23 protein-coding genes are annotated in these 26,914 nt (G+C 57.7%); 10 read left to right on the top strand and 13 right to left on the bottom strand.

Annotated features, from left to right (window positions below):
* Positions 1–66: 66 nt before the first annotated feature.
* Positions 67–477 carry a hydroxyisourate hydrolase gene (uraH, locus tag CMQ96_RS00880; protein ID WP_024357847.1) on the bottom strand — a complete coding sequence of 137 codons (411 nt, stop codon included), beginning with the start codon at positions 475–477 and terminating at the stop codon, positions 67–69.
* A gap of 226 nt (positions 478–703) precedes the next feature.
* Here uraH and CMQ96_RS00885 point away from each other — a divergent pair, with 226 nt between their 5' ends.
* Positions 704–1,231 carry a lipocalin family protein gene (locus CMQ96_RS00885; RefSeq protein WP_004133622.1) on the top strand — a complete coding sequence of 176 codons (528 nt, stop codon included), beginning with the start codon at positions 704–706 and terminating at the stop codon, positions 1,229–1,231.
* A 96-nt stretch (positions 1,232–1,327) separates the two neighbouring features.
* Here the strand turns inward: CMQ96_RS00885 and CMQ96_RS00890 are convergent, their stop codons facing one another.
* On the bottom strand, positions 1,328–1,813 hold the full coding sequence (locus CMQ96_RS00890) for a hypothetical protein (RefSeq protein WP_024357846.1): 486 nt from the start codon (positions 1,811–1,813) through the stop codon (positions 1,328–1,330).
* 228 nt (positions 1,814–2,041) lie between these two features.
* Positions 2,042–3,682 (bottom strand): phosphoenolpyruvate carboxykinase (ATP), encoded by a 1,641-nt coding sequence (gene pckA / locus CMQ96_RS00895; RefSeq protein ID WP_064342851.1) that lies wholly within the window; start codon positions 3,680–3,682, stop codon positions 2,042–2,044.
* Positions 3,683–3,996: 314 nt separating this feature from the next.
* On the opposite strand from pckA, the gene CMQ96_RS00900 reads away from it, so the two are divergent.
* The 7 genes from CMQ96_RS00900 to CMQ96_RS00930 all read left to right on the top strand — a co-directional run bounded on the left by CMQ96_RS00900 (position 3,997) and on the right by CMQ96_RS00930 (position 10,534).
* Positions 3,997–4,890 (top strand): LysR substrate-binding domain-containing protein, encoded by an 894-nt coding sequence (locus tag CMQ96_RS00900; RefSeq protein ID WP_004133627.1) that lies wholly within the window; start codon positions 3,997–3,999, stop codon positions 4,888–4,890.
* A gap of 59 nt (positions 4,891–4,949) precedes the next feature.
* Entirely contained in the window at positions 4,950–5,636 is a 687-nt protein-coding gene (locus CMQ96_RS00905; RefSeq protein WP_004133628.1) for an RluA family pseudouridine synthase, read from the top strand.
* Between the two features lie 179 nt (positions 5,637–5,815).
* On the top strand, positions 5,816–6,904 hold the full coding sequence (locus tag CMQ96_RS00910) for an ABC transporter ATP-binding protein (protein ID WP_098065806.1): 1,089 nt from the start codon (positions 5,816–5,818) through the stop codon (positions 6,902–6,904).
* Complete coding sequence (locus CMQ96_RS00915; protein ID WP_004133630.1) at positions 6,897–7,526, top strand: ABC transporter permease; 630 nt, start codon at positions 6,897–6,899, stop codon at positions 7,524–7,526. The genes CMQ96_RS00910 and CMQ96_RS00915 overlap by 8 nt, the downstream gene beginning before the upstream one ends.
* On the top strand, positions 7,526–8,194 hold the full coding sequence (locus CMQ96_RS00920) for an ABC transporter permease (RefSeq protein WP_004133632.1): 669 nt from the start codon (positions 7,526–7,528) through the stop codon (positions 8,192–8,194). The genes CMQ96_RS00915 and CMQ96_RS00920 overlap by 1 nt, the downstream gene beginning before the upstream one ends.
* 41 nt (positions 8,195–8,235) lie before the next feature.
* Positions 8,236–9,135: an ABC transporter substrate-binding protein gene (locus tag CMQ96_RS00925; RefSeq protein WP_098065692.1), complete on the top strand. Its 900-nt coding sequence runs from the start codon at positions 8,236–8,238 to the stop codon at positions 9,133–9,135.
* A gap of 61 nt (positions 9,136–9,196) precedes the next feature.
* Positions 9,197–10,534 carry an LLM class flavin-dependent oxidoreductase gene (locus CMQ96_RS00930; protein WP_098065808.1) on the top strand — a complete coding sequence of 446 codons (1,338 nt, stop codon included), beginning with the start codon at positions 9,197–9,199 and terminating at the stop codon, positions 10,532–10,534.
* A gap of 179 nt (positions 10,535–10,713) precedes the next feature.
* Here the strand turns inward: CMQ96_RS00930 and CMQ96_RS00935 are convergent, their stop codons facing one another.
* The 3 genes from CMQ96_RS00935 to CMQ96_RS00945 form a co-directional block, all read right to left on the bottom strand.
* Positions 10,714–11,514 (bottom strand): phosphate/phosphite/phosphonate ABC transporter substrate-binding protein, encoded by an 801-nt coding sequence (locus CMQ96_RS00935; RefSeq protein WP_064410986.1) that lies wholly within the window; start codon positions 11,512–11,514, stop codon positions 10,714–10,716.
* A complete protein-coding gene (locus tag CMQ96_RS00940; protein ID WP_024357840.1) occupies positions 11,507–12,490 on the bottom strand; it encodes a fatty acid desaturase in 984 nt (327 codons plus the stop codon). Before CMQ96_RS00940 ends, CMQ96_RS00935 begins: the two co-directional genes overlap by 8 nt.
* Before the next feature lie 103 nt (positions 12,491–12,593).
* Positions 12,594–13,733, bottom strand: a complete 1,140-nt coding sequence (locus CMQ96_RS00945) for a multidrug effflux MFS transporter (protein ID WP_049086343.1) — start codon at positions 13,731–13,733, stop codon at positions 12,594–12,596.
* 94 nt (positions 13,734–13,827) lie between these two features.
* On the opposite strand from CMQ96_RS00945, the gene CMQ96_RS00950 reads away from it, so the two are divergent.
* Complete coding sequence (locus CMQ96_RS00950) at positions 13,828–14,595, top strand: helix-turn-helix transcriptional regulator (RefSeq protein WP_024357838.1); 768 nt, start codon at positions 13,828–13,830, stop codon at positions 14,593–14,595.
* Here the strand turns inward: CMQ96_RS00950 and CMQ96_RS00955 are convergent.
* From CMQ96_RS00955 to CMQ96_RS00985, 7 genes are all read right to left on the bottom strand, one after another.
* Positions 14,580–15,332 carry a proteasome-type protease gene (locus CMQ96_RS00955; protein WP_004121932.1) on the bottom strand — a complete coding sequence of 251 codons (753 nt, stop codon included), beginning with the start codon at positions 15,330–15,332 and terminating at the stop codon, positions 14,580–14,582. The two genes, CMQ96_RS00950 and CMQ96_RS00955, sit on opposite strands and share 16 nt — an antisense overlap.
* 18 nt (positions 15,333–15,350) lie before the next feature.
* Complete coding sequence (locus CMQ96_RS00960; protein WP_004121934.1) at positions 15,351–16,166, bottom strand: transglutaminase family protein; 816 nt, start codon at positions 16,164–16,166, stop codon at positions 15,351–15,353.
* The gene (locus CMQ96_RS00965; RefSeq protein WP_004121935.1) at positions 16,163–17,092 is read right to left on the bottom strand and encodes an alpha-E domain-containing protein; all 930 of its coding nucleotides are present in this window, start codon (positions 17,090–17,092) and stop codon (positions 16,163–16,165) included. The genes CMQ96_RS00960 and CMQ96_RS00965 overlap by 4 nt, the downstream gene beginning before the upstream one ends.
* Positions 17,086–18,525 carry a circularly permuted type 2 ATP-grasp protein gene (locus CMQ96_RS00970; RefSeq protein WP_024357837.1) on the bottom strand — a complete coding sequence of 480 codons (1,440 nt, stop codon included), beginning with the start codon at positions 18,523–18,525 and terminating at the stop codon, positions 17,086–17,088. Before CMQ96_RS00970 ends, CMQ96_RS00965 begins: the two co-directional genes overlap by 7 nt.
* Before the next feature lie 294 nt (positions 18,526–18,819).
* Positions 18,820–21,600 carry a glycoside hydrolase family 3 protein gene (locus CMQ96_RS00975; protein ID WP_098065695.1) on the bottom strand — a complete coding sequence of 927 codons (2,781 nt, stop codon included), beginning with the start codon at positions 21,598–21,600 and terminating at the stop codon, positions 18,820–18,822.
* Positions 21,601–21,683: 83 nt separating this feature from the next.
* The gene (locus tag CMQ96_RS00980; protein WP_049086339.1) at positions 21,684–23,075 is read right to left on the bottom strand and encodes a carbohydrate porin; all 1,392 of its coding nucleotides are present in this window, start codon (positions 23,073–23,075) and stop codon (positions 21,684–21,686) included.
* Positions 23,076–23,177: 102 nt separating this feature from the next.
* Positions 23,178–24,536 carry a glycoside-pentoside-hexuronide (GPH):cation symporter gene (locus tag CMQ96_RS00985; RefSeq protein ID WP_004138536.1) on the bottom strand — a complete coding sequence of 453 codons (1,359 nt, stop codon included), beginning with the start codon at positions 24,534–24,536 and terminating at the stop codon, positions 23,178–23,180.
* A 516-nt stretch (positions 24,537–25,052) separates the two neighbouring features.
* Here CMQ96_RS00985 and CMQ96_RS00990 point away from each other — a divergent pair.
* Positions 25,053–26,801: an alpha,alpha-trehalase gene (locus tag CMQ96_RS00990; RefSeq protein ID WP_004138534.1), complete on the top strand. Its 1,749-nt coding sequence runs from the start codon at positions 25,053–25,055 to the stop codon at positions 26,799–26,801.
* Positions 26,802–26,914: the final 113 nt, after the last annotated feature.

A 26,914-nucleotide genomic window follows, 5' to 3' on the forward strand; every position in this document is an offset into this window, starting at 1 on the left:
CGGCCATCGCCTGATAAAAGCCTGCTTACGCGCAGGCTTTTTGCTTATTCAGGATAGACGTCGCGCTTAGCTGCCTTTGTAGGTGGAGTAGCCGTACTGGCTGAGCAGCAGCGGAATATGCAGCTTTTCATTGGTACGCGTCACGGTAAACAGTACCGGGATCTCCGGGAAAAACGTCGCCAGCTTCTGTTTGCTGAAATCATCGCCGGTTTTAAAGGTCACTTTATAAACCCCCGGCTGCATATCCCCTTCTGCTGGATACAGCGATTTAATACGCCCATCGTTATCCGTGACGCCGCTCGCGAGCGCCGTCCATTTATCCGCCTGCTGTTTTTCAAGGGTAACGGTCACACCCGACGAAGGCAGCCCCGTCTGCTGATTGAGGATATGCACGCTGAGCGTCCCGACGGGGGCGCTAAACGCGGCTGGAGCGACAGAGATTGCAGATAACAGAATCAAACTGGATAATTTTTTCACGATCTTTTCCCGTTGTGAATAATAACGTTCAAACGTTAGCACCTGGGCCGCTAAAATATATTCAACTTTTTGTGATAATCGCCTTAACGAAAGCAGGACGAGGAAAATAGCGAGCACATTCGAAGTTATAGAATTATCTGAATATAATGTGCATCCCTGGGGCGTGAATAAAGGCCCGCTCGCTTGCGCTATACTTATTTTCTCCGCGTTCACAAAAGGACTTCACATGAAGATTTGGCCTGTTCTGACGGGTGTTGCTATCGCATTAACGCTCGTCGCCTGTAAATCCCCTACGCCGCCCAAGGGCGTCCAGCCGATAAATAACTTTGACGCAAGCCGTTATCTGGGGAAATGGTATGAGGTGGCCCGGCTCGAAAACCGCTTTGAACGCGGTCTGGAGCGGGTTACCGCGACCTACGGTCAACGGAAAGACGGCGGTATCAGCGTTCTCAACCGCGGTTACGATCCGCGGAAACAGAAATGGAGCGAGAGCGAAGGTAAAGCGTATTTCACCGGCGCGCCGACCACCGCCGCGCTGAAAGTCTCCTTTTTTGGCCCGTTTTACGGCGGCTACAACGTGATTGCGCTGGATAGCCAGTATCAATATGCGCTGGTCAGCGGCCCCGATCGCGGCTATTTATGGATCCTGTCGCGCACGCCGACCATCCCGGAATCCGTGAGGCAGGAGTATCTCGGCATTGCGCGGGAGCTCGGTTTCCCGGTCGAAAAGCTCGTCTGGGTGAATCATCGATAGCGCCGGGGATAGTTCGCGGGCCTCTTTTACCAACATTATCTTCAGCCAACCTGAGGTCTGAAGATAATGTCGTAAAAGGGGGTGATAATGACAGAGTTATTGCTGGGGAGCCGCAGCCGCATCGTCAGCGCTTTTCGCGGGAGCGATACTCTCTTTAATCTCTTTGGTTTTATTCGCGGCATCGCTGGCAAGGTTATTCGCGTCAACAATCGCGTTGTCTTTAATTTTTCCCGCTTCCTGGACAATTTGATCGCTTTTCTGTCGGGCATCCTGCTTAACGGCATCGGCCTGAGCTTGCGCCTGCTGGGCAATAGCTTCCGCTTTTTTATCCGCTTCCGCCTTGATGCTGGAGGCCTGGCTGCTGAGGCTGTTGGCCTCGTCCGCCGCCTGTTTTTTTATCGCGTCGATGTGTTTATCGGCTTGATCCTTAATTGCCTCGGCTTTATCGGACGCCGCCTCTTTAATTTGTTGCGCATTGTCTTTAGCTTTATCCAGATTGGCATCCACTTTTGATGAATCATCACAGCCGGCAAGAAATAAGCATACGGCAGAAGCGATCAGCGTTTTACTCCAGAGTTTCATAGTCATTCCTTTATTTATCCATATCCCCGTAGCGGGAAGAGCATTGCAGCAGGGTTACCAGGATAATTCTCATGACAATTGTGCCATGAAGTTATTTAGCCCCAATACTTAACCCCGCATCCCTTTATTTATAATCGCTAACCAGGCAGAGTCAAGTTCCTGGCCCAGGAACGCTGCGGATATAAAAAAACCCGGGCGGGTGCCCGGGCTTGTCGCTGAAAAAATAGCTTATGCCGTGACGGCGGATTTGGCCAGCGTCGGGCCAGCTAGCGCCAGCCGGGCCCCGGCGTCGGTATCGCTGTATTGCTTAAAGTTATCCATAAACAGCTGCGCCAGGCTCTCGGCCTTCTCCTGCCATTTGTCGGCAGAAGGCCAGCCGCTACGCGGGTCAAGCAGCGCGCTGTCGACGCCGGGCACGCTTTGCGGGATAGCGAGACCGAACACCGGCACGGTTTCTTCACGCAGCTCGCCGGTGGTACCGTTTAAAATCGCGCTGATGATATTGCGCGTATCGCGCAGCGAAAGGCGCTTGCCTTCGCCGTTCCAGCCGGTATTAACCAGCCAGGCCTCGGCGCCGGCCTCCGCCATTTTGGCCGCCAGAACGCTGGCGTACTGCGTCGGGTGCAGCAGCAGGAACGCCGCGCCGTAGCAGGCGGAAAACGTCGGCGTCGGTTGAGTAATGCCGCGCTCGGTGCCGGCCAGCTTCGAGGTGAAACCGGACAGGAAGTGATACTGCATCTGCTCGGTCGTCAGGCGGGATACCGGCGGCAGCACGCCAAACGCATCGGCGGCGAGGAAAATCACCTTCGACGGATGGCCCGCGCGCGACACCGGTTTCACGATGTTTTCAATATGCGATAACGGATAAGAGACGCGGGTATTTTCAGTCTTACTGCCGTCGGCGTAATCCACGCTGCCATCGGCTCTGACCACCACGTTTTCCAGCAGCGCGTTACGGCGAATCGCGCGATAGATTTCCGGCTCGGCCTGCGGGTCAAGATTAATGGTCTTGGCATAGCAGCCGCCTTCGAAGTTGAACACGCCGTCATCATCCCAGCCGTGCTCGTCATCGCCGATCAGCTGACGCAGCGGATCGGTGGAAAGCGTGGTCTTACCGGTGCCGGAAAGGCCGAAGAACAGCGCCACGTCGCCCGCTTCGCCGCGGTTCGCCGAGCAGTGCATCGAGGCAATTCCCTGCTGCGGGAGCAGATAGTTCATCACCGAGAAGAGGCCTTTCTTCATCTCGCCGCCGTACCAGGTGCCGCCGATCAGCTGAATTTTTTCGCTGAGGTTAAACGCGACAAAGTTCTCGGAGTTAAGCCCCTGCTCTTGCCATTTATCGTTGGTGCAGCCCGCGCCGTTGAGGACAACGAAGTCCGGCGTAAATTCCGCCAGTTCCTCGGCGCTCGGCGCAATAAACATGTTTTTCACAAAGTGCGCCTGCCAGGCCACCTCGGTGACAAAGCGGACGCCGAGGCGCGTCGCCGGGCTGGCACCGCACCAGGCATCAACAACATACAGTTTCTTGCCGCTCAGCTGCCCGGCGACCAGCGCCTTCAGGTCAGCCCAGATTTCGCTGCTCAGCGGCTTATTATCGTTGCGGCCCAGGCCGGAATCGGCCCACCAGACGGTGTCACGCGTCAGCTCGTCCCTGACGATATATTTGTCGCGCGGCGAGCGCCCGGTAAAGATCCCGGTATCCACGGCAACCGCCCCGGACTCGGTCATGACGCCGCGCGCCGCGCCGGTTAATTCCGGGCTGGTTTCATGCGCAATCAGCAAGTCGTAATCGGGGTTATAAAACAGCTCGCTGCTCTCCTGAATACCGAGCGAAAGAAGAGCGTCTTTTACTGATTCAATACGTGACATGGCACTCCTGACAAACTATTGGCTGGATAAGATGCTATTAGGCTATTTCAACCTGTCAGTGAAACGGATGGATTTATTTTAATAAAAAACCATCGGGTAATTAAATAAACAGGATGAGCAGACCAGAGCCGGCGATTTAAAATCGTGCTCGTGTAGGGTTTCGCCTGTACTTTAGACATATCGCTTACACGAATAAGTCATAAGCTAACTCTGCAAAAAATGTTAACACCTGTAGATAATTATGTTAATTGCATAGTTTCTATGCGTTATGCTAAAATTGCATAGCTATTATTGCAGGGGTGGGGAAAGAGTCTGTGCTGGCGAATCTGGAAGTAAAATGGCTTTACGATGTGATTGCCCTTGAGGAGTCCAGAAGCTTTACGCTGGCGGCAAAAAGCCGGAATATCTCACAATCCTCGTTCAGCCGCCGGATTCAGGCGCTTGAGGCCTCGCTGGGCTTCAGCATCTTCGACCGCTCGGCGAACCCGCTCCAGCTCACCAACCGCGGAAAGATTTTTATCGGCTATGCGCGTAATATGCTCGACGATATGGACTTCCAGATCAGCCGAATTAAAGGGCTGAACAACACGACTCAGAAAATAAGAATCGACGCGGCGCCTTCGCTTTCCGTTTTATTGCTCCCCGAAATTATCGCCGGTTATACCGACAGAAAGAATAAAACTTTTCATGTTGAATCGATTAACGTCAACGACGCCGTGTTCAATCTGAAAGAAGGCAAGAGTGATTTTATCCTGTCGTTTTATAATGAAGAGCTGATGAACTATCCGTTTATCAATCACAAAATATTCGACTCGGCGCTGCATCTCGTCTCCCCCTGCGATAAACACGGCAGGCCGCTTTTTAATTTGCACCGCGGGGTGCTGCCGCTGATGAAATACGCCAACGACAGCTATATGGGTCGCCAGGTGAACCAGGTTATCGACCGCAAGCCGGAGATTACCTTCTCGTTAACCTTCGTATCTTCCATGAGCGAGCTATTAAAACGCATGATCCTCAACGGCGACGGGGTGGGTTGGCTGCCGCAGTACTCGATCAAGCGCGAGCTTGAGGAAGGCCGCCTGGCGATTATGGATGCGAGCCTGTCGCTGCCCATCGGCGCCTACATCTATCGCTCCGGCGCGCGGCTCAATCAGTCCGCCGAGCGTTTCTGGCAGCATATTAAGTCGACGAGCGCCGTGAGCGCATAATTCGCCTGGCGGCGGAAAATTCGCTATCATCCGCATCCACTCCTTATTCGCGCAGCCTGATGTCTACGATTATCGATACCTTTATCGCCCCGCCGTGCCACGCTGAAATCGACATACTCTATCAGGATGAGCATCTGCTGCTGATCGATAAACCCGCAGGCTTGCTCAGTCTGTCAGGGAAAAATCCGCGCAATCTCGACTCGGTACATTATCGGCTGGTACAGCAGTTTCCCGGCTGCGCTCTGGCGCATCGTCTTGATTTCGGCACCTCCGGGCTGATGGTGATTGCGCGCAACAAGGTCATCAACGCCGCCCTCTGCCAGCAGTTCAGCCAGCGTGCGGTGAGCAAAGTCTACAGCGCGCTGCTGTGCGGGCATCTGGCGGACGATGAAGGTACCATTGACGCCCCGATAGCCAAAGATCCGGCGCTGTTTCCGCTGATGACGATTTGCCCGCGCCGCGGCAAGCCAGCCCGTTCCGGCTATCGGGTGGTTGAGCGCCTGCGTTATCAAGATAGCGTGCCGGTGACGCGGGTCCAGCTGACGCCGGAAACCGGCCGCACCCACCAGCTGCGTATTCACTGCCAGCAGCTTGGTCACCCTATTCTGGGCTGCGACCTCTACGGCGGTCTGCTACTTCCGGGAACAGAACAGGCGCCGCGCCTGATGCTGCACGCCAGCGAACTGCATTTCATGCATCCGGTTAGCGGAGAGCGGATCGATGCGATAAGTCCCTGCGGGTTTTAACTCGCCCCACTCGCCAGCCCCTTTACCGAATCTCTCCCGCACGCTGATTGACGTCGACGCTTTAATTCGAATCGCGGCATTGCAAATGCAAATATCATATTTGCTCGTTAATCACCGCCTCTGTAGCTTGTGCTCTATTCATGCTTTTCATGAAAGAACATTCAGGGCGCAACGGCTTTATGATTAAACTCGATAATATTCGCAAGACCTACCCCGGCAGCGCGCATGCGGCTATTCGCGGCCTTAATCTGGTAATTAATAGCGGCGAACTGTGCACTTTCGTTGGCCCCAGCGGGTGCGGAAAAACAACCATTCTGCGGATGATTAATCAGCTGGATGTTCCTGACGCCGGTGACGTATACGTTCAGGACGTTAAGCTTGCCGCTGCCGATATTATTCAGGTGCGCCGCCAAATTGGCTTTGTCATGCAAAGCGCCGCCCTCTTTCCGCATCGTACGGTCGCGCAAAATATAGCCACGGTTCCGCGCCTTCTCGGCTGGAGCAAAAAGCATATCCAGGCGCGCATCGACGAATTAGTGGATTTGATGTCTCTCGACCGCAACGTCCTGCCCCGCTATCCGCACCAGCTTTCCGGCGGCCAGCAGGGGCGCGTGGCGATCGCCAGAGCGCTGGCCGCCGATCCGCCTGTTCTCCTGATGGACGAACCTTTTGCCGCTATCGACCCGGTCGTTCGCGAGCGCCTGCAGGACGAGCTGCTGTTGCTGCAACAGCGCCTGCGCAAAACGATCGTCCTGGTGACCCATGATATCAATGAAGCTATCCGCCTTGGCGATAGAATCGCTATCTTCCAGGAGGGCGGCGAGCTGGCGCAGTTCGCTACGCCTGACCATATTTTGTCGCATCCGGCCAGCGACTTTGTGCGCCGCTTTATCGGCCCCGAACCGAATCTGCAACGGCTGGGGAGAATTCAGGTCGGACAGCTCCCGCGCCATGACGTGCCGCTTATTGATGAGAGCCTCTCCCCCATCGCCAGCCCGCATCCGCCGGTCGCCAGTCCGCTGCGCCTGGTGCTGGACAAAAAACGGCGTCCGCTAAACTGGTACGATCCGGTTAAGCGCCGGACGCTGCCGGTCGACGCGCCGCTGGCGGCCATCAACACGCTGCGCTTTGCCTACAGCGCGCTGCTGGATGCCCCCGGCGGCGTAGTGGTTCATGTCGATGCCGACGGTGAATATCAGGGCAGCATCTCCCACGCTCTGCTGCAGAACGTGCTGGAAGGCCACGTGGATCTTCGCCGCTATGATTGACTGGCTGTGGATCCTCGACAACAAAATCATGATCGGTGAACTGCTCTGGCAGCATGTACAGCTGGTGATCGTTTCGCTGTTTTTCGGCACCCTCTTCACCGGCGTATTGATTAGCCTGACGCTGCGCTGGCCCGCGACCGCCCAGCCGCTGATCTACCTGTGCGGGATCCTGTTCACTATCCCGTCTCTGGCGCTGTTTATTCTCTTACTGCCGTTTACCGGACTGTCGCTGATGACCTCAATTATTGGCCTGACGCTCTACTCGCTGCTGATCCTGCTGCGCAACGTTATCGCCGGAATTGAGAAACTCCCGGCGACGGTGCTGGAGTCGGCGCGCGCGCTGGGCTATACCCGCTGGTTTCGTTTTGTCGATATAGAGCTGCATCTGCTGCTGCCCTCGCTGTTCGCCGGGTTACGCATCGCTTCGGTGACGCTGGTCGGACTGGTGACGGTCACCGCCTTAATTGGCCAGGGCGGTCTCGGGCAGCTTCTGTTAGCCGGGTTTAACCAGAACTTTGTCACGCCTATCGCGGTCAGCCTGGCGCTCAGCGTTGTGCTATCTCTGCTGTTGGATTCGCTGATTGCCCGCGTCGGCTATTGGCTAACGCCGTGGGCCCGCTAATGGATATCCTGCAAGCAACGTTTCACTGGTTATTACAACCGCAGCACTGGACAGGCGATGCGGGAATATTACTTCGCCTACGTGAACATCTTTATTATGTGCTGATCAGCATAGTCGTTGCCTCGGCGATTGCGCTGCCGCTGGGGATTATTCTTGGCTACTGGCGCAAGGGCGCGTTTGTGATTATTAATCTGTTTAATATTGGTCGCGCCATTCCCTCTTTAGGTTTAATCCTTTTATGCATTATTGTGTTTGGCTTTAATGATATTCCGGTATTTACCGCGCTGGTGGCGATGTCGATTCCGCCGATCCTCACCAACGCTTGGGTTGGCATTTATCATGCCGACCGTCAGCTGTGCGATGCGGCAAAAGCGCTGGGCATGACGCCGCTCCAGAGCCTGTGGCAGCTGCGGATACCGCTTGCCGCGCCGCTGATACTCGCCGGCCTGCGGACCGCGCTGGTACAGCTGATCGCGACCGCCGTCGTCGCCGCCTACGCCGGCCTTGGCGGCCTCGGGCGCTTTCTGATCGACGGACTTGGCCAGCGCGATATTCCCCAGGTTATTGCCGGTTCGCTAGTGGTATCGCTGCTGGCCATCGGCTGCGAACTGCTTTTTTCATTACTCTCCCGGCGCATCGTCCCGGCGCCGGTCGCGCAAATAAATTAATTCCCCAACAACAAAAAACCACCTGCAGGTAAAGAGGTATTATGAAGCAGCTATTTGGCATTTCCGCGCATCGTCGCCGCTTGCGTCTTTCGCTATTCACCGCGGGATTATTAAGCTTAAGTTTTAACGCCCTGGCGCAGGACGTCACCATTGGCGGAGCGAATTTCACCGAAAGTTCAATCCTTGCCAATATTTACGCCAGCGCACTAAAGAAAAACGATATTGCGGTGAAAACCCGCCTTAATCTCGGCAATCGCGAGATTATTATTCCGGCGCTGCAGAGCGGCGAAATTGATATTGTTCCGGAATATCTCGGTGCCCTGCTGAACTATTATGACGGCAAAACGCTGGCCACCAGCCAGAGCGACGTTAGCGCTGAGTTAGCCAAAGCGCTGCCGGCGGACTTTACGCTGCTCACCCCCTCCCCGGCCTCGTCCATTACCGCCTGGGCCGTGCGCGCGGAAACGGCAAAAAAATATCACCTCAGCAAGCTTTCCGACCTGCAGCCCGTGGCCCATCAGCTGACTATCGGCGGCCCGCCGGAATTCCCGGTACGCGCCCTGGGCCTGCCGGGCCTTAAGCGCGTCTACGGGCTTGAATTTAAGGCGGTGAAATCTCTGGATATGGGCGGTCCGCTGACCCGTCTGGCGCTTAACTCCGGCAAAATCGACGTCGCCACGGTCGTCTCCACTCAGGGCAACCTCGCAAAAGAGGATTGGGTAGTCCTGGAGGATGATAAGCATGAACAGCCAAGCCAGAACGTGGTGCCGCTGGTGCGCAAAGCCAGCCTGACGCCGAAAATCAGCGAAGTACTCAATGAGGTCTCCGGCAAGCTGAACAACGCCGCGCTGATCGAACTTAACCAGCAGGTAGATCTGCAGCATAAAGATCCGGCAGCGGTGGCCGAGCAGTGGGTCAAAACGCACCTCAACGGCAACTGATCGCCGCCATGCCAGGGAAGGCATCACCTCCAACTGAGCCGAGAAAATGCCAAATAATCCTATGATCCTGAACCTTTTCTTCTTCAATCCCCAGGGTGACTACCGCTTTTCCTGGCGTCACCCGCAGGCGCCGGAGAAGGAAATTTTCAGCCTCAAGTACTATGTCGATCTGGCCCGTAAAGCGGAGGCCGCGACGCTCGACGCCATTTTTGTCGCCGACCATATCGCTATCTGGGACACGGTGCCCAGCGGCTTAACCCATTACGCCAACGCCCGGCTGGAGCCCATCACTCTTCTCTCGGCGCTGGCGGCGGTAACGGAACATATCGGCCTGATGGGCACGGCGTCCACCTCTTATAACGAGCCCTATAATCTCGCCCGCTATTTCGCCTCCCTCGATTTTCTCAGCAACGGGCGGGCCAGCTGGAATATCGTGACCTCATGGCTGGAGGAGGAAGCGGCGAACTTCGGCCTTGACCACCTGCCGCAGCACGGCAGCCGCTACCAGCGCGCCGGTGAGTTTATTGATGTGGTCACTCAGCTGTGGGACTCGTGGGAAGACGGCGCGGTGCGCTATGACAAAGCCAGCGGGCTGTTTGCCGATTCCAGTAAGGTGCATCATCTTGATTTCGCGGGCGAGTTCTTCCGCGTGCGCGGGCCGCTGAACGTCCCTCGCCCGCCGCAGGGGCATCCGGTCCTGGTGCAGGCCGGCTCGTCTGAGGCGGGTAAAAATCTCGCCGCCGCCTGGTCAGATATGCATTTTGTGTTTATCAAATCTATCGCTGAGGGGCTGACCTACCGCGAAGAGATGAACCAGCGTTTGCGCAGCCACGGCCGCGATCCGGCGCATTTCAAAATCATCGCCGGCGTGTTACCGGTGGTGGTGCACTCAAACGCGGAAAAGGAGGAACGCCAGCGTCTTAACGAGCAGCTAATGAGCGACCAGATGGCCATCGACCTGCTCTCTTCCTATCTGCGCATGGATTTATCCGCTTATCCCGTCGACCAACCGCTGCCGCCGCTGCCGGAGGAAGAGACCTTTGATGGGATCCGCACCGCCCTCAGGCTGATTCGTGATTACGATCCGCGATTGCCGATCCTGGCGTTGGGCAAGCTGCTGTTGCAAAGCTCCGATAGCTGGCTGCTAATCGGCAGCGCCGAGGAGATCGCCAGCGCGCTGACGGAAACCTGGCGCGCCGGCGCCGCCGACGGTTATAACCTGATGTTCCCGCTGCTGCCGGGGGACTTCGACCGCTTCGTTGAGCAGGTGGTGCCGATTCTGCAGCGCAGCGGCGCGATGCGGGATCGCTATCCGACCGGCACGCTGCGCGAGAAGCTGGGCCTGCCGGTCGTCGAAAACCGCTTCGCCCGCCGGGATGGCAAACCGCAGGCGTCATAGCGCGGCTTCTGCTTATTTCCCCGGTGGCGGCTGGCGCCTTACCGGGGCTACGGGTTCCCAGCCGCCCGCGGATCGGTAGCCCGGACAGATGCGCAAGCATCGCCCCCGGGCAATTCAGCCACTCTGCGCTCTGCTCCCGGGGGCGGCGCTCAACGCGCCTTGCCCGGGAAAATTGCCGCCTACAGCCGCACGACGCCTCTGGCCGCCGCCTCATCACGCCACGCCAGCAGCGGCTGATAGTCCGCGCGCCGCATATCGCTGTAGCCGCAGATAAACAGCGCTTCGCAAAGCGGCCGGTAGCGTTCATCGCTCACCAACTGCTGCAATGCCTCTCTCAGCAGCCCCAGCGTCGCCGCGGACGTCGTCGCCGACGTAATCAGCGGCAGACCCGGGGCGAGCGGGCTATGCGCAATCACCGCCAGCCCCGCCAGCGCCTCCGGCTGATGGCGCTGCAGCAGCGCCCAGCTCACGCAATCAATGGCGGCGATATCCGCTGTCCCCTGCTGAAGTTCACGCAGCGACTGACGATGGCTGCCGCTAAACGCTACCGCCGAGAAGAAACGCCCATCGCGCGACAGCGGCGCGACCATTTTTAACAGCACGTTATAGCCGGACTGGGAATCCGGCGAATTGCACGCGACCCGACGCCCGCGAAAATCCGCCAGCGTCTGCCGGCTCTCCGCCTCACGCACCACCAGCAGGCTGCGGTAGTTCCGCCCTTCGCACCCCGGCGCCGAATAGTGAAAACAGCCCACCGTTTGCGCTGCCGGCAGCCGCGTCATCAGCGGATAACCGCAGGTCTGGCTCAGCAGCAGCGCCGGATGGCGCCAGTGGGTCAGCAGATCCTCAGGTACCTGATATGACAGCGTATCCTCATCCACCACGCCACGGGCCGCCAGCAGCTGCCGCACCGCCCGCCAGAGCGCCTGAGTATCCTCGTCATTCACCGCGTACATCGGAAACGCCAGCCTTTCACTCATGGTCTTTATCCGCCTTACCCTGCTGGTTGAACCCGGGATGAGCATTCACCGCCACCGATCTGGCAAAAAAATGCCGTAGCCATTCACCGTAACCGCGCACCACAAACCCGGCGTTGCGCCGCTGGTAGTCCGCCTGATTAAACAGATAGATTTTTCGCAGCCCGTACCACGGCACGCCCGGCAAATCGTGATGCACTGAATGGTAGTTGAGATTGAGAAACAGCACCCGCCAGACCAGCCCCGCTTCGTTAATCACCGAACGGGCCAGCGGATCGTCCGCGGCGCGGTGTTCAAGGAAAGAGCGCACTTTGGTCAACGCCAGCGCCGGGTAGCTGATAGCCAGCACGAAATAAAGCGGCGAAAAGCCGAGGTGATTCATCCACGCGAACAGCGCCGCCAGCAGCAGGCCGTGAACCAGCCACATCGCTATCACGTTCACCCGCCGGTGACGAAATGCCGCCAGCGCGCTGGCGAGCGTCTGGGCAATATCCAGCAGCGGCGCCACCAGCAGCCTGCCGAGAAACGTATTGCGCAGATGAATAAGGCTGCGCTGCCAGGGGGCAAAACGTCGCCAGCTCTGCGGCGTAAAATAGTAGGATTCCGGATCGTCAACGGGCTGCGTCAGCAGCTGATGATTATGATGCGCCAGGTGCGAGTCGCGATACAGCCCGTAGGGATACCAGACCGCCAGCGGCAGCGTCCCCAGCAACTGATTAAACCATGGCCGCGACGTGGGGTGACCGTGAATAAGCTCATGCTGCAATGACATATACCAGGCGGTGAACCAGATGAGCAGCAGCGTGGCGGGGAAAATCCCCAGCTCGCGCCACCAGGCCAGCGAGGCAAACCAGCCGCCGTAGACGGCAACGATCAGCAGCCAGGTGGGCAGCTCGCTGCGCCACAACCAGCTACGGGAAAACTGATGAATCCGCTCACGCTGCTGCGGATGCAGATAGACCGACCTGCTTTTTGCCATTCCTGCCGCTACCTTTTCGCGTTATCTTTTGTCCCCCGAAGATGTGAGATAACGCGTTAAATAACAAAGAAGTTAAATCACTTAGCTTTGCCAGAAAATGACCTTACCCTCTGTCGAACACGGTGATATAGCGCCACCCGGCAAAAATGCTCACGCCTGCGCAAACCAGCAGCGACGCTCCCAGCGATTGCCCCCACCCGGCCGCCAGCAGACCGGCGCCAATCAGCACATAATAAAACAGGCCGAAAAAGGCGCCGGCGGTGCCCCGACAGTCGCCGTAGGCGCTCAGCGCCGACCCCAGCACCAGCGGGATCGCCATGGCCCAGGCAAGGGTGACCAGCGCCACCGGCGCCACAAACCAGATCGATTCCCGCAGCACGTACACCGCGACGCCGCCGACGAAGTGCAGAATGCAGGCGATGGCGAGTATCCGCCCCAGCGGGACATGCTGACGCAGCAGCACGCGGTTAAGCAGCGCGCCGAGCAGCGAACCGGCGGCAAGCGCCATGCCGCTGTAGCCAAAGGTCAGGGTATCAAGATCGAATCGGGCGAACAGAAAGGGGGCCAGGCTGTAGTAGCTGAACAGGCTGACGTTAAATGCCGCCACCAGTATTGCCGCCAGCGCAATATATTTATCCCCCGCCATCCGCCGCAGCACGCGAAGAAACGGCTCCCCTGCGCGATTTTGCGGACGCGTTTCCGGCATCAGCCGCAGGCAGCCCAGCAGGAGCGCGGCGGCCAGAAGCGCCAGCGCGCTGAAGACGCCGCGCATCCCCCAGATGGCGGTCAGTCCGCCGCCGATATAGACCCCGACGGCCGGACTCACCGCCAGCGCCAGGCCGATAAACGAAAAAATCCCCGCCAGCTGCCGCCCGCTATAGCAGTCCCGCAGGACCGTCTGCGTCACTACGGAGCCGGTTGCCGCGCCAATTGCCGTCACTATACGCGCCGCCAACAGCAGCGAAAAATCCGCGGCCCACAGCGCCATCAGACATCCCATCGCATAAACGCCCAGCCCGGCCAGCAGAGCCGGACGCCGACCGTAGCGATCGCTGAATCCGCCCCACAGCAGTACGCCGACGGCAAAACCGATAAAGTAGACGGAGAGGGTTTGCGCCGCCTGCGGCGCGCTCACGGAAAATTGGGCGCTGATATCGGTCAGCGCCGGGCTATAAATCGTTTCCGCTATTTGCGGAAACATCAGTAGCGCGGTCACCAGCACCCGCGCGGCACGTCCCAACATATCCACCTCCTGATAAACAAGAGGCGCTATTGTAGGCAGGCCGTTTTTCGAACATTATAAACATAATGACTTTAAATATCGGAAATCAGACATTATGGCCTGGCTTGACGCTGATGCGGCATTCGATCCGGATACCTTAAAAACTCACCTGATTGGCGTGCAGTCGGCGTTAGGGGATCACGATTCCGGTAGCCACCAGCATAAGATGGCGCAGATTCTGTTTACCCGTCAGGGATGCGTCCGTTTGACCCTTAACGATGGCGCCCTGCTGTGCCTGCTTCCGCCGGGGCGCGCGGCCTGGATCCCCGCCGAAGTCCGCCATCGCGCGGAGATGAAAAACATTGTCGACTATCGTTCCGTCTGGTTTCAGCCGCAGCGTTACCCTCAGTTGCCAACGCAGTCGGCGATACTCAACGTGGTGCCGCTGCTGCGCGAGCTATTAGAACGCATCAGCGCCAGCCCCTGGGATACCGACTGGGAAGCCGAACCGGCGCGGCATCTTGCCGCCCTGTGCCAGGCGGAAATTCGCCTCGCGGCCCGGGAGCCGATGATGCTCGCGCTGCCGCAGGATAAACGGCTGGCGATGGTTTGCGGCGACGCGCTGCCGCCGGCGCTTGGGGCGCTCGCTGCCCGCTGCGGCGCCAGCGAAAAAACCATCAGCCGCCTGTTCCGCCGCGATACCGGGATGACCTACCAGCAGTGGCGACAACAGTGGCGATTAATGAAAGCGGTCGAGATGCTGGCAACCGGGGAGCGCATCACCGATACGGCACAGGCGCTCGACTTCGCCAGCGATAGCGCTTTTATCTACTTTTTCCGCACCATGACCGGCATGACCCCGGGGCGTTATTTTTCCGCCTGATTCTGGCCGCCCGGCGTAAACGGCGGCAGCTTGAGAAAGGTGCTTTGCAGCCCCTCGGACCACGCTTTGCGAATGGTATTGAAATAGGGATCGCTTTCGGTGATCCGATGCTGTTCGGCGCTGCTCAGGCTCCCGCTGCGGTACAGCAGCGTGTCCAGCGGCAGCCCCACCGAAAGATTACTGCGCAGGGTGGAGTCGATCGAGATCAGCGCGCAGCACATCGCCTGCTCCAGCGGAGTATCGATGGTCAACACCCGGTCGATGATCGGCTTGCCGTATTTGCTCTCGCCAATCTGGAAATAGGGCGTGTCGCGCGTGGCTTCGATAAAGTTGCCTTCCGGGTAGATATGAAACAGCCGGTGCGTTTCCCCGGCGATCTGCCCGCCGAGCAGCAGGTTGCAGTTGAAGTTGGTATTGCCGCAGTTCTGCTGATTGCTGCTGTCGCGCTGAATCACCTCCTGCAAGGTTTTACCGATCAGCATCGCCGCGTCGTATAACGAGGTCACCTGCATCAGATTGGGCTCCTGCTGGGTACGAATGCGGCCGCTGAGCAGGCTAATCACGCTTTGCGTGGTGGCCAGGTTGCCCGCCGACTGCAGCACCATGACCCGTTCGCCATCCTGATGGAAAACGTGCAGTTTTTTAAACGTTGCAATATGGTCTACTCCCGCGTTGGTGCGGGAGTCTGAGGCAAATACCAGTCCATCTGACAAACACATGGCCACACAGTAGGTCATCGTTTTTCGTTCCTGCCGTTATTGCTGCTGCGCCTGCTGCGAATGTTCGCGCACTTCAGCGTTAGTTAACATGATTTCTCCCCCGCCGCCGAGGCGGGTGCCGCGAACCGGGCACGCATCAAGATAGTCCAGCCCGGTCGCCAGCCGCAAATGTTGATTGAGGCTGCGCGTGTTATTGGTGATATCAAACGACTGCCAGCGCTCGTTGAGCCACACTTCGGCCCACGCGTGCATGGCGACGTGCTCGGCATTATCGCTGTAGACGTAGCCGCTGACGTAGCGCGCCGGGATCTCCAGCGCCCGGCAGCAGGCGAGAAACACGTGGGTGTGATCCTGGCAAACGCCCTTCGCGCGCGCAAAGGCATCGGCGGCGGAATCCTGCACCTGCGTGGCGCCCGGCGAATAGGGCATTCTCAGCAGTAGTTCGCCCATTAACTGGTTCAGGCTCTCTTCCTGCGCCTCGGGCTGATACCAGCGCTGGGCGAATTCGCGGATCGGGCCGTCAGCGCGCGTAAGCGGCGTACAGCGCAAGAAAACCAGCGGCGACAGCAGCTCCTGCGGCTCCGCGCCGATATCGTCCCCCTCTTCCGCAATATCGACGATCCCGCTGGCGCGAATGGTTATCTCTTTATGCGGATTATCCAGCGTCAGCACGTGCAGCACGTTGCCCCACGCGTCGGTGGTGGCGACGGCGGAACCGTCCGGCAAGGTCAATGACCAGGCGGTGATCTTCTGGCGACCGGTGCTGCGCGGCGTCAGGCGCAGATACTGGGTCGAAAACTTCACTTCTTCATCGTAGCCGTAGCGGGTCAGGTGATCGATAACCAGTTTCATAACGCCTCCAGATAGGTTTGTCTGATGCTGTCAGAAAGCGCGTTAATCCGCGCCAGCAGTGCATTAAGGGTGATCTGTAAATCGGCCTGCGCCAGATCGTCGCGGGTGCTGAAGCGCAGGTCGACGTTCAGCTGGTGCGCCAGGCGCAGCGGCAGGTGCGAGCGATCGTTGGCAATCTGCTCCAGCTGCCCGACGAGGTCGGAGATGCTCGCTCTTAGCGATCTCGGTACATCGTCGCGCAGGATCAGCAGTTCCATTACCGTCTCGCGGCTTACCGGCTGGCGGTAGATGCTGTTATAGGCCTCGCGGGCGCTGACCGCGTTGAGCAGCGTATCCAGCCGGTAGTACTCGCGTACCGGGTCGGGATCGCTGGTCAACTGCTGATCCTTAATCAACAGCAGCTGCGCGGTGGCGGACGCCCGTTCGATCAGCGTCCCGATGCCGATAAAGCTCAGGGCGTCATTGCGCAGCAGCGTGCCGAGAATCGCACCGCGAAACAGATGCACCCGCTCTTTGACCCATTCAAAAAAAGCGTCATTGCCCAGCTCGCCGATCCCCTGCTGGCGCAGTTTTCGCAGCTCAATGCGCGTGGCGTTGATGCTTTCCCACACCTCCGCCGACAGGCTGCCGCGCACCGCGTGGGCGTTGTTCCACGCCATCTCGACGCAGCTGAAAATGCTGTACGGGTTGTTGCCGTCGAGGGCGAAAAAATTGAGCAGATTGCTCATGGTGAAACGCGCGTGGCGCGCCTGAAACAGCTCATGAGTCAGCGACAGATTGAGCGGCAAGGCTAGATCCCGCGACTGCTGGCTATGGCGGGGGATCATCGACAGCTTCCAGGTTACGTCCAGCACCCGGGCATAGCTTTCCGCGCGCTCAAGGTAGCGCGCCATCCAGAAGAGTTCACTCGCTGTGCGGCTTAACATGATTCATCATCCTCCATCACCCAGGTATCCTTGGTGCCGCCGCCCTGCGACGAGTTCACCACCAGCGAGCCTTCGGTTAGCGCCACCCGGGTCAGGCCGCCGGGAACCAGGCGGATCTCCTGGCCGGAGAGCACGAAGGGACGTAAATCGATATGGCGCGGCGCTAGCCCCTCGTCAATAAAGGTTGGGCAGGTCGACAGCGCCAGGGTGTCCTGGGCGATATAGTTGGCCGGATTCGCCAGCAGGCGCTGGCGGAACGCTTCGCGCTCCTCTTTAGTCGAGCGCGGACCGACCAGCATGCCGTAGCCGCCCGCGCCGTGAACCTCCTTCACCACCATCAGTTCAAGATTGCTCAGCACGTAGCTGAGATCCTCCGCTTTACGGCACTGCCAGGTGGGGATATTGCTCAGGATCGGCTGCTCGCCCAGATAGAAGCGGATCATCTCCGGCACGAAGGGGTAGATCGATTTATCGTCGGCGACGCCGGTGCCGATGGCGTTCGCCAGCACCACGCCCCCGGCGCGATACACCGACAGCAGCCCCGGAACGCCCAGCATCGAGTCGGCGTGGAAGGCCAGCGGGTCAAGATACGCGTCGTCGATACGCCGGTAAATGACGTCCACCCGCCGCGGCCCCTCGGTGGTACGCATGTACACCGCCCCGGTTTTAATAAACAGATCCGCGCTTTCCACCAGCTCAACGCCCATCTGCTGGGCCAAAAAGCTGTGTTCAAAATAGGCGCTGTTAAACCGTCCGGGCGTCATCACCACCACGCACGGATCGTCCACCAGCGAGCTTTCACGCAGCGTTTGCAGCAGATAGCTGGGGTAGCGTTCGACCGGCGCAATGTGGTGCTGTTCGAACATTTCAGGATACAGCCGCATCATCATTTTGCGGTTTTCCAGCATATAAGAGACGCCGGAAGGCGTGCGCAGATTATCCTCCAGCACGTAATACTGGCCGTCGCTGTTGCGCACCATATCGACCCCGGTGATATGGGCATAGGTGTTATTGGGTAAATTTATCCCCTGCATACAGGGCTGATACTGTTCGTTCGCCAGCACCTGCTCGGCCGGGATCAGCCCGGCGCGGAGGATGTTTTGATCGTGGTAAATATCGTAAAGGAAAGCGTTGAGCGCTTTCACCCGCTGGCGGATGCCGCGGTCAATCCGCTGCCACTCGCCGGCGGGAATAATGCGCGGCACGCTGTCAAATGGGATCAGTCGTTCGGTGCCCTCATCCTCACCGTAAACGTTAAAGGTGATGCCGATACGGTGAAAGAGCAGCTCCGCCTGCGCTTTTTTCTGCCGGATAGAGAATTGATCGGTACTGCGAAACCATTGCCACCAGGCGTTATAGTGCTGACGCTGCTCTCCCTGTGCGGTAAGCATCTCATCATAATAATGCCCGTCAGGAAGCGTTATTTTTATCATGGCCGTCTCCTCCGGTTGTACTCACTTTGAGGTAATCCCGGTAAGAGATAAGCATTAATTATGCCAGGTAGCGCAGCGCGGCTGCTGGGGGTAACGTTATCGCGCCGCCGCGCCCAATTGAATAAAAAACAACCAGACGCTTTGCTTATTTATGGTTTGTTGGACGCCCGAAATGCACCAATATGGGGCGTCCGTTTCCGCTTTGCCGCCTGCGCCCGTCCCACATCGCCGAGGGTACCCAACCCGTCGGGCCATTCGGTAAAAGGCGCTCCTCTGGCCAAACATCAGCAGCGGTCAGTCGTTAACGTGCCTTAGCTCCAGCCAGTCCACCACCAGACCCGGTTTGATAAAATCAAAGCCCACCCGATATTTCCCCGGCTGCAGCTCGATCCGGCACAGCTTCTGCACGCTCTCCCGGCCAAGAGTGCCGTTGGTCTGGATGGTCGCCACGAACTGGTCATTGAGCAGCAGATTGCAGGCGGTTTGCGCCAGCGGCGCGCCGTTGGCGTGTACATTGACCAGAACATCGTAGCGCGCGGCCTGCTCAACGCTCAGCACCAGCTCCTCGTCGCAGCGCAGACGCGATTGCTCGGCGATTTTTATCGCTCCCTCGCAGTCCGCGGCGCAGCCCGGTTCCGCCGCCAGACGGACGATATCCGCCCGCGGTTTCTCCCCGCGCTTAAACACCTGGGTCTGCAGCATAAAATGGAGGATGTTTGCCGCGCTACGCTGCAGTTCGCCGAGCGTCAGTTCACCTTTCGCCAGCGCCGCAAGGGTATTATCCCCGGCCGCGTTAATCTCCGCGCCGTTATTGTTGACCACCATATAGAGATCGTTCTGCGCGCGGATCATCGCCGCGGTGTTGTGGGTGCTCGCCGCGCCGCCATCGATGGGGTCGTTCATCGTAGCCCACCAGTCGGTCATGACGATCCCGCGAAAGCCCCACTCCTCGCGCAGTACGGTGGTGGTGAGATCGTAGTTGGATGCGGCATGGTAGCCGTTGAGCGGGTTATAGGCGGTCATCACCGCGCTGGCGCCGCCGGTTTTCACCGCGTATTCGAAACCTTTCAGATAGATTTCGCGCAGCGCGCGCTCCGACACCACCGAGTCCGCCCTGGCTCTGGCGAATTCCTGATTATTACAGGCGAAGTGCTTGAGGGTCGCTATCCCGCCGCCGCTGCGAATGCCGCGAACCACCGCCGCCGCCATCATTCCGGTAAGCAGCGGGTCTTCGGAAAAGTATTCGAAATTACGCCCGTTGAGCGGATGGCGCTGGATGTTCATCCCCGGCCCCAGCAGCAGGTCAATACCGTTGCGCAGCAGCTCTTTTCCCTCCATCACGTATAAGCGCTCAACGAGGATCGGATCCCAACTGGAGGCCAGCAGCGTCCCGCTGGGGAGCAGTGTGGCCTTCGCGCCGTTATCCATACGGATGCCGGAAGGCCCATCGGCGGTGGATGCCAGCGGGATCCCTTTTTCCAGCAGGCTATCGGCCACTCCGCCAAAGGCCGACGCGACGCCGGGGGTGACTTTATGGCTGCACATGCCTTCTCCGCGCGCCAGGCAGGCCAGCTCCTCCACCGACAACTGGGCAATAAAGGCGTTCATCGTGGCGCGCCCTTCAGCAACGTCGCTGAGAGTAAGCCCCTGGTTGCCGGTGAGGGTAATCGTCTCCGGCAGGCGCGCCTCAATCCTCGAGCGCAGATTAATCTCCCGGCGCGGCACGTCTTCCCATTCGATCTGATAGCGGCCATCGTCGCCGTCGGCAACCGGTTTAATACGGACAAAAGGCACCGTCGGGGCCAGTACCTGCTGGTGACGGGACAGGACCCGCAGCGTCTTCTGCGAATACCCCGCCTCTCCGTCAACCGGTAACGGCTGCAGATCGCGTACGCTGTTGCCGATCAGCACGCGGTAAAGACCGGGTTCCATCACGTAGCAATGCGGGTGACCTGTCGCCCCGCTATCGTCCAAAGACGCAAAACGCTCCAGCGGGATCGATAGCGTTAAGGTTTCGCTTTCACCCGGCCGCAGCAGGTGGGTTTTAGCGAAGGCCATCAGCGCCCGGGCCGGTTTGCCGAGCGATCCCTGCGGTGCCTGGAGGTAGATTTGCACCACTTCTTTGCCGGCAAAGCGGTCGCCGCGGTTAGTCACGGTAACGGTCGCCTTGATCCGATCGCCGAAGGCCTGCGCCCGCGCCGATGACAGGGTGAAGCGGGTGTATGAGAGACCAAACCCGAAAGGAAACTGCAGGCGCTGGGGACAAAAGGTTTCGAAGTAGCGATAGCCGACGTAAATATCTTCCTGATAAAGGTTTTGCGCTTGTGCTCCCCAGCAGGGCGATGCCGGATGGTCATCCAGAGAGGCGACGATGCTGCCTACCAGCTTACCGGAGGGCGTTACATCGCCGTACAGCAGCGACGCAGCCGCCCGGGCGCCGTCGGCGCCCCCGTGCCAGACGTACAGCAGCGCACGAACGCGTTTACGCAGCAGAGGATCGTCAGCCCATGAGAGATCGATAAGCCCGGCGGTATTCAGCACCACCGCCACGTCATCAAACTCGCGGCAGACCTGGCGCAGCAGAGTTATCTCGTCGGCGGTTAGCCGATAGCCGCCTTCTACATCGCCGTTGTCCTGGTCCTCCCCCGCGGTACGGCCAAGCACAATCACCGCCAGGCTGGAGACGGCGCGCGCCTGGCGAATCTGCTGGTCGCTAAGCGGCATCTCGTGCTGATGCCAGGGCTCGGCGGCCCAGGCTCCTCCGCCGTTGTCAAAGGGATGCTGCGCAATCCAGCGTTCATAGAGCCCGGCCAGTTGCTCATTCAGCCTCTCCCCGTTTCGCGCGCGCATCGCCTGCAGCAAGGTTGTCCGGCTCACCACGTTAACCGCCCCGCCTGACCCGGTGCCGCTGCAATAGTAGTCAATCTGCGTACGGCCAAACAACGAAACCGGCTGCCCGGGATCGAGCGGCAGCATTTGGCGATCGTTTCTCAGCAGCACCGCGCCTTCGGCGGCAGCGGCGGCGGCAAATTCGGCAAACCCTTCCAGCGGGGTCCCCGCTTTACTGTCAAACATGGCGTTGTCCTGTTAACTCATGCCTCCGCGGGAGGCTTAATCACATAATGAACAGAGCCCGCACGATGCGGGCTCTGCATTGATCAGAAGAAATATTTGAAGCGTAGACGACCGCCATAGCGGGAGTCTTCCTGGCCGTCGCCGCTGGTCGGGTTGGATTCAATCCACGAGGCGTAGGCGCCAAGATAGATGTTGAAGTTCTTCATATTCATGACGTTCGGGAACAGGTAAGACGCATGAATCGTGTGGATATCGTATTTGCCCGGATCGGCAATCCAGCAGCTATCGTCGCAGTTAGCGACAAAATTAGCAGTGTTAAAGCGGTCGATCTTGTTATGCGCGTAAATATAGCCAAGCTCGAAGCCGCGCCACAGGGAGTTCACCCCCGCGGTGAAGTCGGTTTCATCCTCGGCGTCCATCCAGGCGAGGTTAAGATTGGTCACCACGCCATCCAGCGGATCGGTTTTTTGCCCGTTCCACGTCATCGTATAGCCATAGCCGGTACGGCTGGACTGATCGACCCAGTGCCCTTTCGCATCGTGATAGCCATAGGCGTTATTGACCACGTTGCTTTCCATCGCGATGGCAGTGGAGAAGCGCCCGCTGTTCCACGCGACGACCGGGCGCAAATAGGCCACATTTTTCTCATTTTCCAGGTCAGTCCCGTGATACTGCTTATCCTGGAACAGCGTGCTGCCGTCTTCCAGCAGGGTATTGAGTTCGAAATACCAGTTATCAAAGGTTTTGCTGACCAGGAAGTTGCCGCCGCTGCTGCTACGGCCGCGCCCTTCCTTCATCATGTAGATATAGCCGTAGCCGTCGCTGTAAAGATCGTTGGCGGTGTTGCCGGAGTATTCCACGAACGTATCCTGGTTCAGCGGGAACATATCGTAAGCCTCAAAGCGCCCAACCTTCACCTTCCAGTCTTTTTCCTGACCAAAGAAGAACACCGCATCATCAAGGTTCATTTTGCCGTTCAGGTCCGCCAGCGGCTGGACGGAAAAACCGGCGAAATTGCCGTTATCCATTTTGCGCATGCCGTCAAAACCTAACAGCAGTCGGCCGTTAATATCCCAGCGTTCGTTATTGCCCGGCGCCCAGTCTTTATTCGCCGTGGTTTTTACCGAGGTCAGGCTGCCGCTGCTGCTGGCGCCGTCCATGTTGAATTCGACATCGCCATAAAACTTGATATCGCCGTAGCCGGAGAGCGTCAGTTTCGTCGGCTCAGCGCCCGGTGCGACAGGCTCCGCGGACTGCACCTTCACCGTTGGCGCGCTTTTCGCCGCGACGGCCTGCTGCCGGGTTAACGTCTGGATCTTCGCTTCCGCATCGGCCGCCCGTTGCTCAGCGTTCATTAAACGCTGTTCCAGCTGGGCTAACCGTTTTTCAATATCCGCAGATTGATTATTTGTCGCGGCCAAAAGACCAGAGGAGAATACGCCACTAATAACCAGAGCTATATATTTCACTTTCATTATTAACGTCCCTAATTACATTATTATTTGTTTCATCCAGGTTTTCATCGGGGCTATTCAGGGAAATAATCTGCATAGCCCTTTTAATACAGCGTTGAATTATCAGGATTCGGCGAAGGTTCCGTGGTTCAAGTCATCGACGATGCCGTTCATTCTATTTTCTGTTAAGCCATAAAATTTAATAGAGATAGCGGTAAGAACATAAAAAATGGAAGGAACTAACGTGAACAGCAGCACCACGCCCTGGACGGCTGAAGCCGGCTGCACCGCGGTGTTAGCGGCGTAATGGTAATAGGCCAGCACCCAGCCAAGAATCGCCCCGCCGACCGCCACGCCCAGCTTAATGACAAAGATATTTGCCGCGACGTTCATACCGGTTATACGCCGCTGGGTTTTCCATTCGCCATAGTTATTGACGTCGGTAATCATCGACCACTGCAGCGCGCCGTTGCCGCCCTGAATGATGGAAATCAGAATATGCACGCCGAGTACCGCAATCCAGTATTGCACCGGAAGCATAAAGCATACGACGCCCAGCGCAGCGGTGAGCAGATTAATCCAGAACGAAAATCTGACCTTACAGAAACGGGTGCCGAATGGTTTGGCCAGCACCGACCCCAGCATTGAGGCAAACATGCCGCCGAGCATGAATATCGTAATAACGTCCGAGCCTTTATTCAGCACGTTATTCACGTAATACACCACCGCACCGCCGCGAATAACCACGGCAACCAGCATCATAAAGTTGTAAACGGAAAGAATACGCCACTGATCGTTACGAAAAAGAATTTTCACATCGCGAGCAATATTCAGGTTCTCTTCTTTGATCGGCTGCACGCGTTCTTTGGTGGTGGCAAAGCAGATAACAAACATCAGGCAGCCAATCACGCCGAATAACGCCATGGAGACCTGAATACCGGTAGCGCGGTCGCCAGGATAGAGAAAATCAGCCAGCGGCAAAATAAACGCGGTACCGAGCGCGCCGCCAATCGGAGTGATGGCAAAACGCCAGGATTGCAGGGAGAGGCTCTCGCGCGGATCGGAGGTCAGGGCCGCCCCCAGCGAGCAATAAGGAATATTAATCGCCGTATACATCAACGTCATGAATATATAAGCCGCAACGGCGTAGACAATTTTCCCCGAGTCGGAAAAGGACGGAATGGAATACACCAGCACGCAGCTCACCGCAAAGGGCACGCAGATCGCCAGCAGCCACGGACGGAAGCGGCCCCAGCGGGTAGAGGTGGCATCAGCAATCGCCCCCATGATCGGATCGGTAATCGCATCCAGCAGACGAACCAGCAAAAACATCGTCCCCATCACGGCGGGCGGCAGGCCATAAATATCGGTATAAAAGTAAGCGAGGATTGCCACGGACGAGTCAAACACGATGTGACTTGCCGCGTCCCCGAGGCTATAGCCTACTTTTTCTCTGACTGAAATTTTGTCGCCAGCGGACATACACCACTCCTTTATGCAAAATGAAACCGGTTTCGGTAATGTCTGCATTTTTTACTTATCCGCTATGCTGGCGCCATTATGTTTTTTTATTAATTATTTATGTTTTTTAATTTATGTGATCCTGTCAGCTTTCAGCCGTATTAATCCGAGACTTTTTGCATGACAGATCACAGCTTTTAATCCTTTGCGTATTTTTTAATACGCGATAAGCGAAAACAGCACCCGCATATATAAATAGCAGCTAGTTTTCTATTTTCTTACCTGAGGCTCGCACGGCGTTTTTAATTTATACGAAAACATTCACACTAGAAATATAAATAGCCTGGTTTTATATAATTAAGATTATAATATTGTACTGTTCAGGAGATGGCCGGCCGGGGGTCTTCTGAGGCAGGTAATTTCTCTGTTTTGCTGCAAAATGTTAGCTTCGACACGCGCAGCGGCGGATATTCGTCTAAGGTTTTCTGATGGCCGAATGCAGTGGCACATAGTCTGCAATGATAAGGAGAACAACCTATGACGAGTCCCGTTTCCCGTCGCCCCGCCACCCTGCCCTATGCTCTTCGTCTCGCGCTCGGGGGCGCGTTTGTCGCCCTGGCGACGCTGACGGCTCAGGCTGAAGAAACCCGCCCAATCCCGCAATCACCCGATATTCTGCTCGGTCCGCTATTTAACGATGTGCAAAGCGCAAAGCTTTTTTCCGACCAGAAAACGTTTGCCGACGCCATCCCGAACGGCGACCCGCTGATGATCCTGGCCGATTATCGTATGCAGAAAAGTCAGACCAGTTTTGATTTGCGGCACTTCGTCGAGCTCAACTTTACCCTGCCTCGCGAAAACGACCAGTACGTTCCGCCAAAAGGACAAACGCTGCGCCAGCATATCAACGGTTTATGGCCGGTGCTGACCCGCAGCACCGTCGAGGTGGAAAAGTGGGATTCACTGTTGCCGCTGCCAAAACCCTACGTGGTGCCCGGCGGACGCTTTCGTGAAGTCTATTACTGGGATAGCTACTTCACAATGCTAGGCCTCGCGGAGAGCGGCCACTGGGATAAAATTGAAGATATGGTGACCAACTTTGCCGCAGAAATCGACGCCTGGGGGCATATTCCCAACGGCAACCGTACCTACTATCTGAGCCGCTCGCAGCCGCCTTTCTTCCCGTTTATGGTCGAACTGCTGGCCACGCACGATGGCGATGAGGCGCTCAAAAAATGGCTGCCGCAGATGGAGAAAGAGTACCAGTACTGGATGGATGGCGCCGAAGCGCTTGAGCCCGGCGGCGCCAGTAAGCGCGTGGTGCGTATGGCCGATGGTTCGCTGCTGAACCGCTACTGGGACGATAACGACACGCCGCGTCCGGAATCCTGGCTGGACGATGTCACCACCGCCAAAAACAATCCCAACCGCCCGGCCACTGAAATCTACCGCGATCTGCGCTCCGCCGCGGCATCCGGCTGGGACTTCAGCTCCCGCTGGATGGATAACCCGCAGCAGCTCGGCACCATCCGCACCACCTCGATTGTTCCGGTCGACCTCAACTCGCTGATGTTCCACATGGAAAAAGCCATCGCCCGCGCCAGTAAAGCCGCTGGCGATAGCGCGAAAGCCGCGCAGTATGACGCGTTGGCCAACGCCCGACAGAAAGCGCTGGAGAAATACCTGTGGAACGATAAAGAGGGCTGGTACGCCGATTACGATCTGAAAAGTCATAAGGTGCGCAATCAGCTGACCGCCGCGGCGCTGTTCCCGCTGTACGTCAACGCCGCCTCCAGCGAGCGCGCCGCTAAAGTCGCCGCCGCGACCGAAGCGCGCCTGCTCAAACCGGGGGGCCTGACCACCACGACCGTCAATAGCGGCCAGCAGTGGGATGCGCCAAACGGCTGGGCGCCGCTGCAGTGGGTCGCCGCGGAAGGCCTGCAAAAATATGGTCAACAGAAAATAGCGATGGAGGTGAGCTGGCGTTTCCTCAGCAATGTTCAGCATACCTACAACAGCGAACAGAAGCTGGTGGAAAAATATGACGTCAGCTCGACGGGAACCGGTGGCGGCGGCGGCGAGTATCCGTTACAGGACGGATTTGGCTGGACTAACGGGGTCACCCTGAAGATGCTGGACCTGGTGTGTCCGAAAGAGAAACCCTGTGATTCGGTTCCGGCCACCCGCCCGGCGGCGAATGACGATACCAGTAAGGCGACAGATAACGCGGCTCAACCCGCGGCCAATAATTCTATTGCGCCAGGGGATAAAAAAGTCGCGCAGTAAACCTTCGCGCGGCGGGTCTCCGCCGCGCATCTATTTTCTCCATATGGTTATATTTTTACGCTTATCTTGAGTCGGCTAATTAAAAATACTACTCTGGCACTCGGGAAGACCTC

It is taken from the genome of Klebsiella sp. MBT K-1, from assembly GCF_002556465.1.
Lineage (GTDB): Bacteria > Pseudomonadota > Gammaproteobacteria > Enterobacterales > Enterobacteriaceae > Klebsiella > Klebsiella grimontii.

Coding starts and splice junctions, on each gene's coding strand:
- CMQ96_RS00885 (WP_004133622.1), top strand. CDS start 704: ATGAAGATTTGGCCTGTTCTGACGGGTGTTGCTATCGCATTAACGCTC.
- CMQ96_RS00890 (WP_024357846.1), bottom strand. CDS start 1,813: ATGAAACTCTGGAGTAAAACGCTGATCGCTTCTGCCGTATGCTTATTT.
- pckA (WP_064342851.1), bottom strand. CDS start 3,682: ATGTCACGTATTGAATCAGTAAAAGACGCTCTTCTTTCGCTCGGTATT.
- CMQ96_RS00905 (WP_004133628.1), top strand. CDS start 4,950: ATGTCTACGATTATCGATACCTTTATCGCCCCGCCGTGCCACGCTGAA.
- CMQ96_RS00910 (WP_098065806.1), top strand. CDS start 5,816: ATGATTAAACTCGATAATATTCGCAAGACCTACCCCGGCAGCGCGCAT.
- CMQ96_RS00915 (WP_004133630.1), top strand. CDS start 6,897: ATGATTGACTGGCTGTGGATCCTCGACAACAAAATCATGATCGGTGAA.
- CMQ96_RS00920 (WP_004133632.1), top strand. CDS start 7,526: ATGGATATCCTGCAAGCAACGTTTCACTGGTTATTACAACCGCAGCAC.
- CMQ96_RS00925 (WP_098065692.1), top strand. CDS start 8,236: ATGAAGCAGCTATTTGGCATTTCCGCGCATCGTCGCCGCTTGCGTCTT.
- CMQ96_RS00930 (WP_098065808.1), top strand. CDS start 9,197: ATGATCCTGAACCTTTTCTTCTTCAATCCCCAGGGTGACTACCGCTTT.
- CMQ96_RS00935 (WP_064410986.1), bottom strand. CDS start 11,514: ATGAGTGAAAGGCTGGCGTTTCCGATGTACGCGGTGAATGACGAGGAT.
- CMQ96_RS00940 (WP_024357840.1), bottom strand. CDS start 12,490: ATGGCAAAAAGCAGGTCGGTCTATCTGCATCCGCAGCAGCGTGAGCGG.
- CMQ96_RS00945 (WP_049086343.1), bottom strand. CDS start 13,733: ATGTTGGGACGTGCCGCGCGGGTGCTGGTGACCGCGCTACTGATGTTT.
- CMQ96_RS00950 (WP_024357838.1), top strand. CDS start 13,828: ATGGCCTGGCTTGACGCTGATGCGGCATTCGATCCGGATACCTTAAAA.
- CMQ96_RS00955 (WP_004121932.1), bottom strand. CDS start 15,332: ATGACCTACTGTGTGGCCATGTGTTTGTCAGATGGACTGGTATTTGCC.
- CMQ96_RS00960 (WP_004121934.1), bottom strand. CDS start 16,166: ATGAAACTGGTTATCGATCACCTGACCCGCTACGGCTACGATGAAGAA.
- CMQ96_RS00965 (WP_004121935.1), bottom strand. CDS start 17,092: ATGTTAAGCCGCACAGCGAGTGAACTCTTCTGGATGGCGCGCTACCTT.
- CMQ96_RS00970 (WP_024357837.1), bottom strand. CDS start 18,525: ATGATAAAAATAACGCTTCCTGACGGGCATTATTATGATGAGATGCTT.
- CMQ96_RS00975 (WP_098065695.1), bottom strand. CDS start 21,600: ATGTTTGACAGTAAAGCGGGGACCCCGCTGGAAGGGTTTGCCGAATTT.
- CMQ96_RS00980 (WP_049086339.1), bottom strand. CDS start 23,075: ATGAAAGTGAAATATATAGCTCTGGTTATTAGTGGCGTATTCTCCTCT.
- CMQ96_RS00985 (WP_004138536.1), bottom strand. CDS start 24,536: ATGTCCGCTGGCGACAAAATTTCAGTCAGAGAAAAAGTAGGCTATAGC.
- CMQ96_RS00990 (WP_004138534.1), top strand. CDS start 25,053: ATGACGAGTCCCGTTTCCCGTCGCCCCGCCACCCTGCCCTATGCTCTT.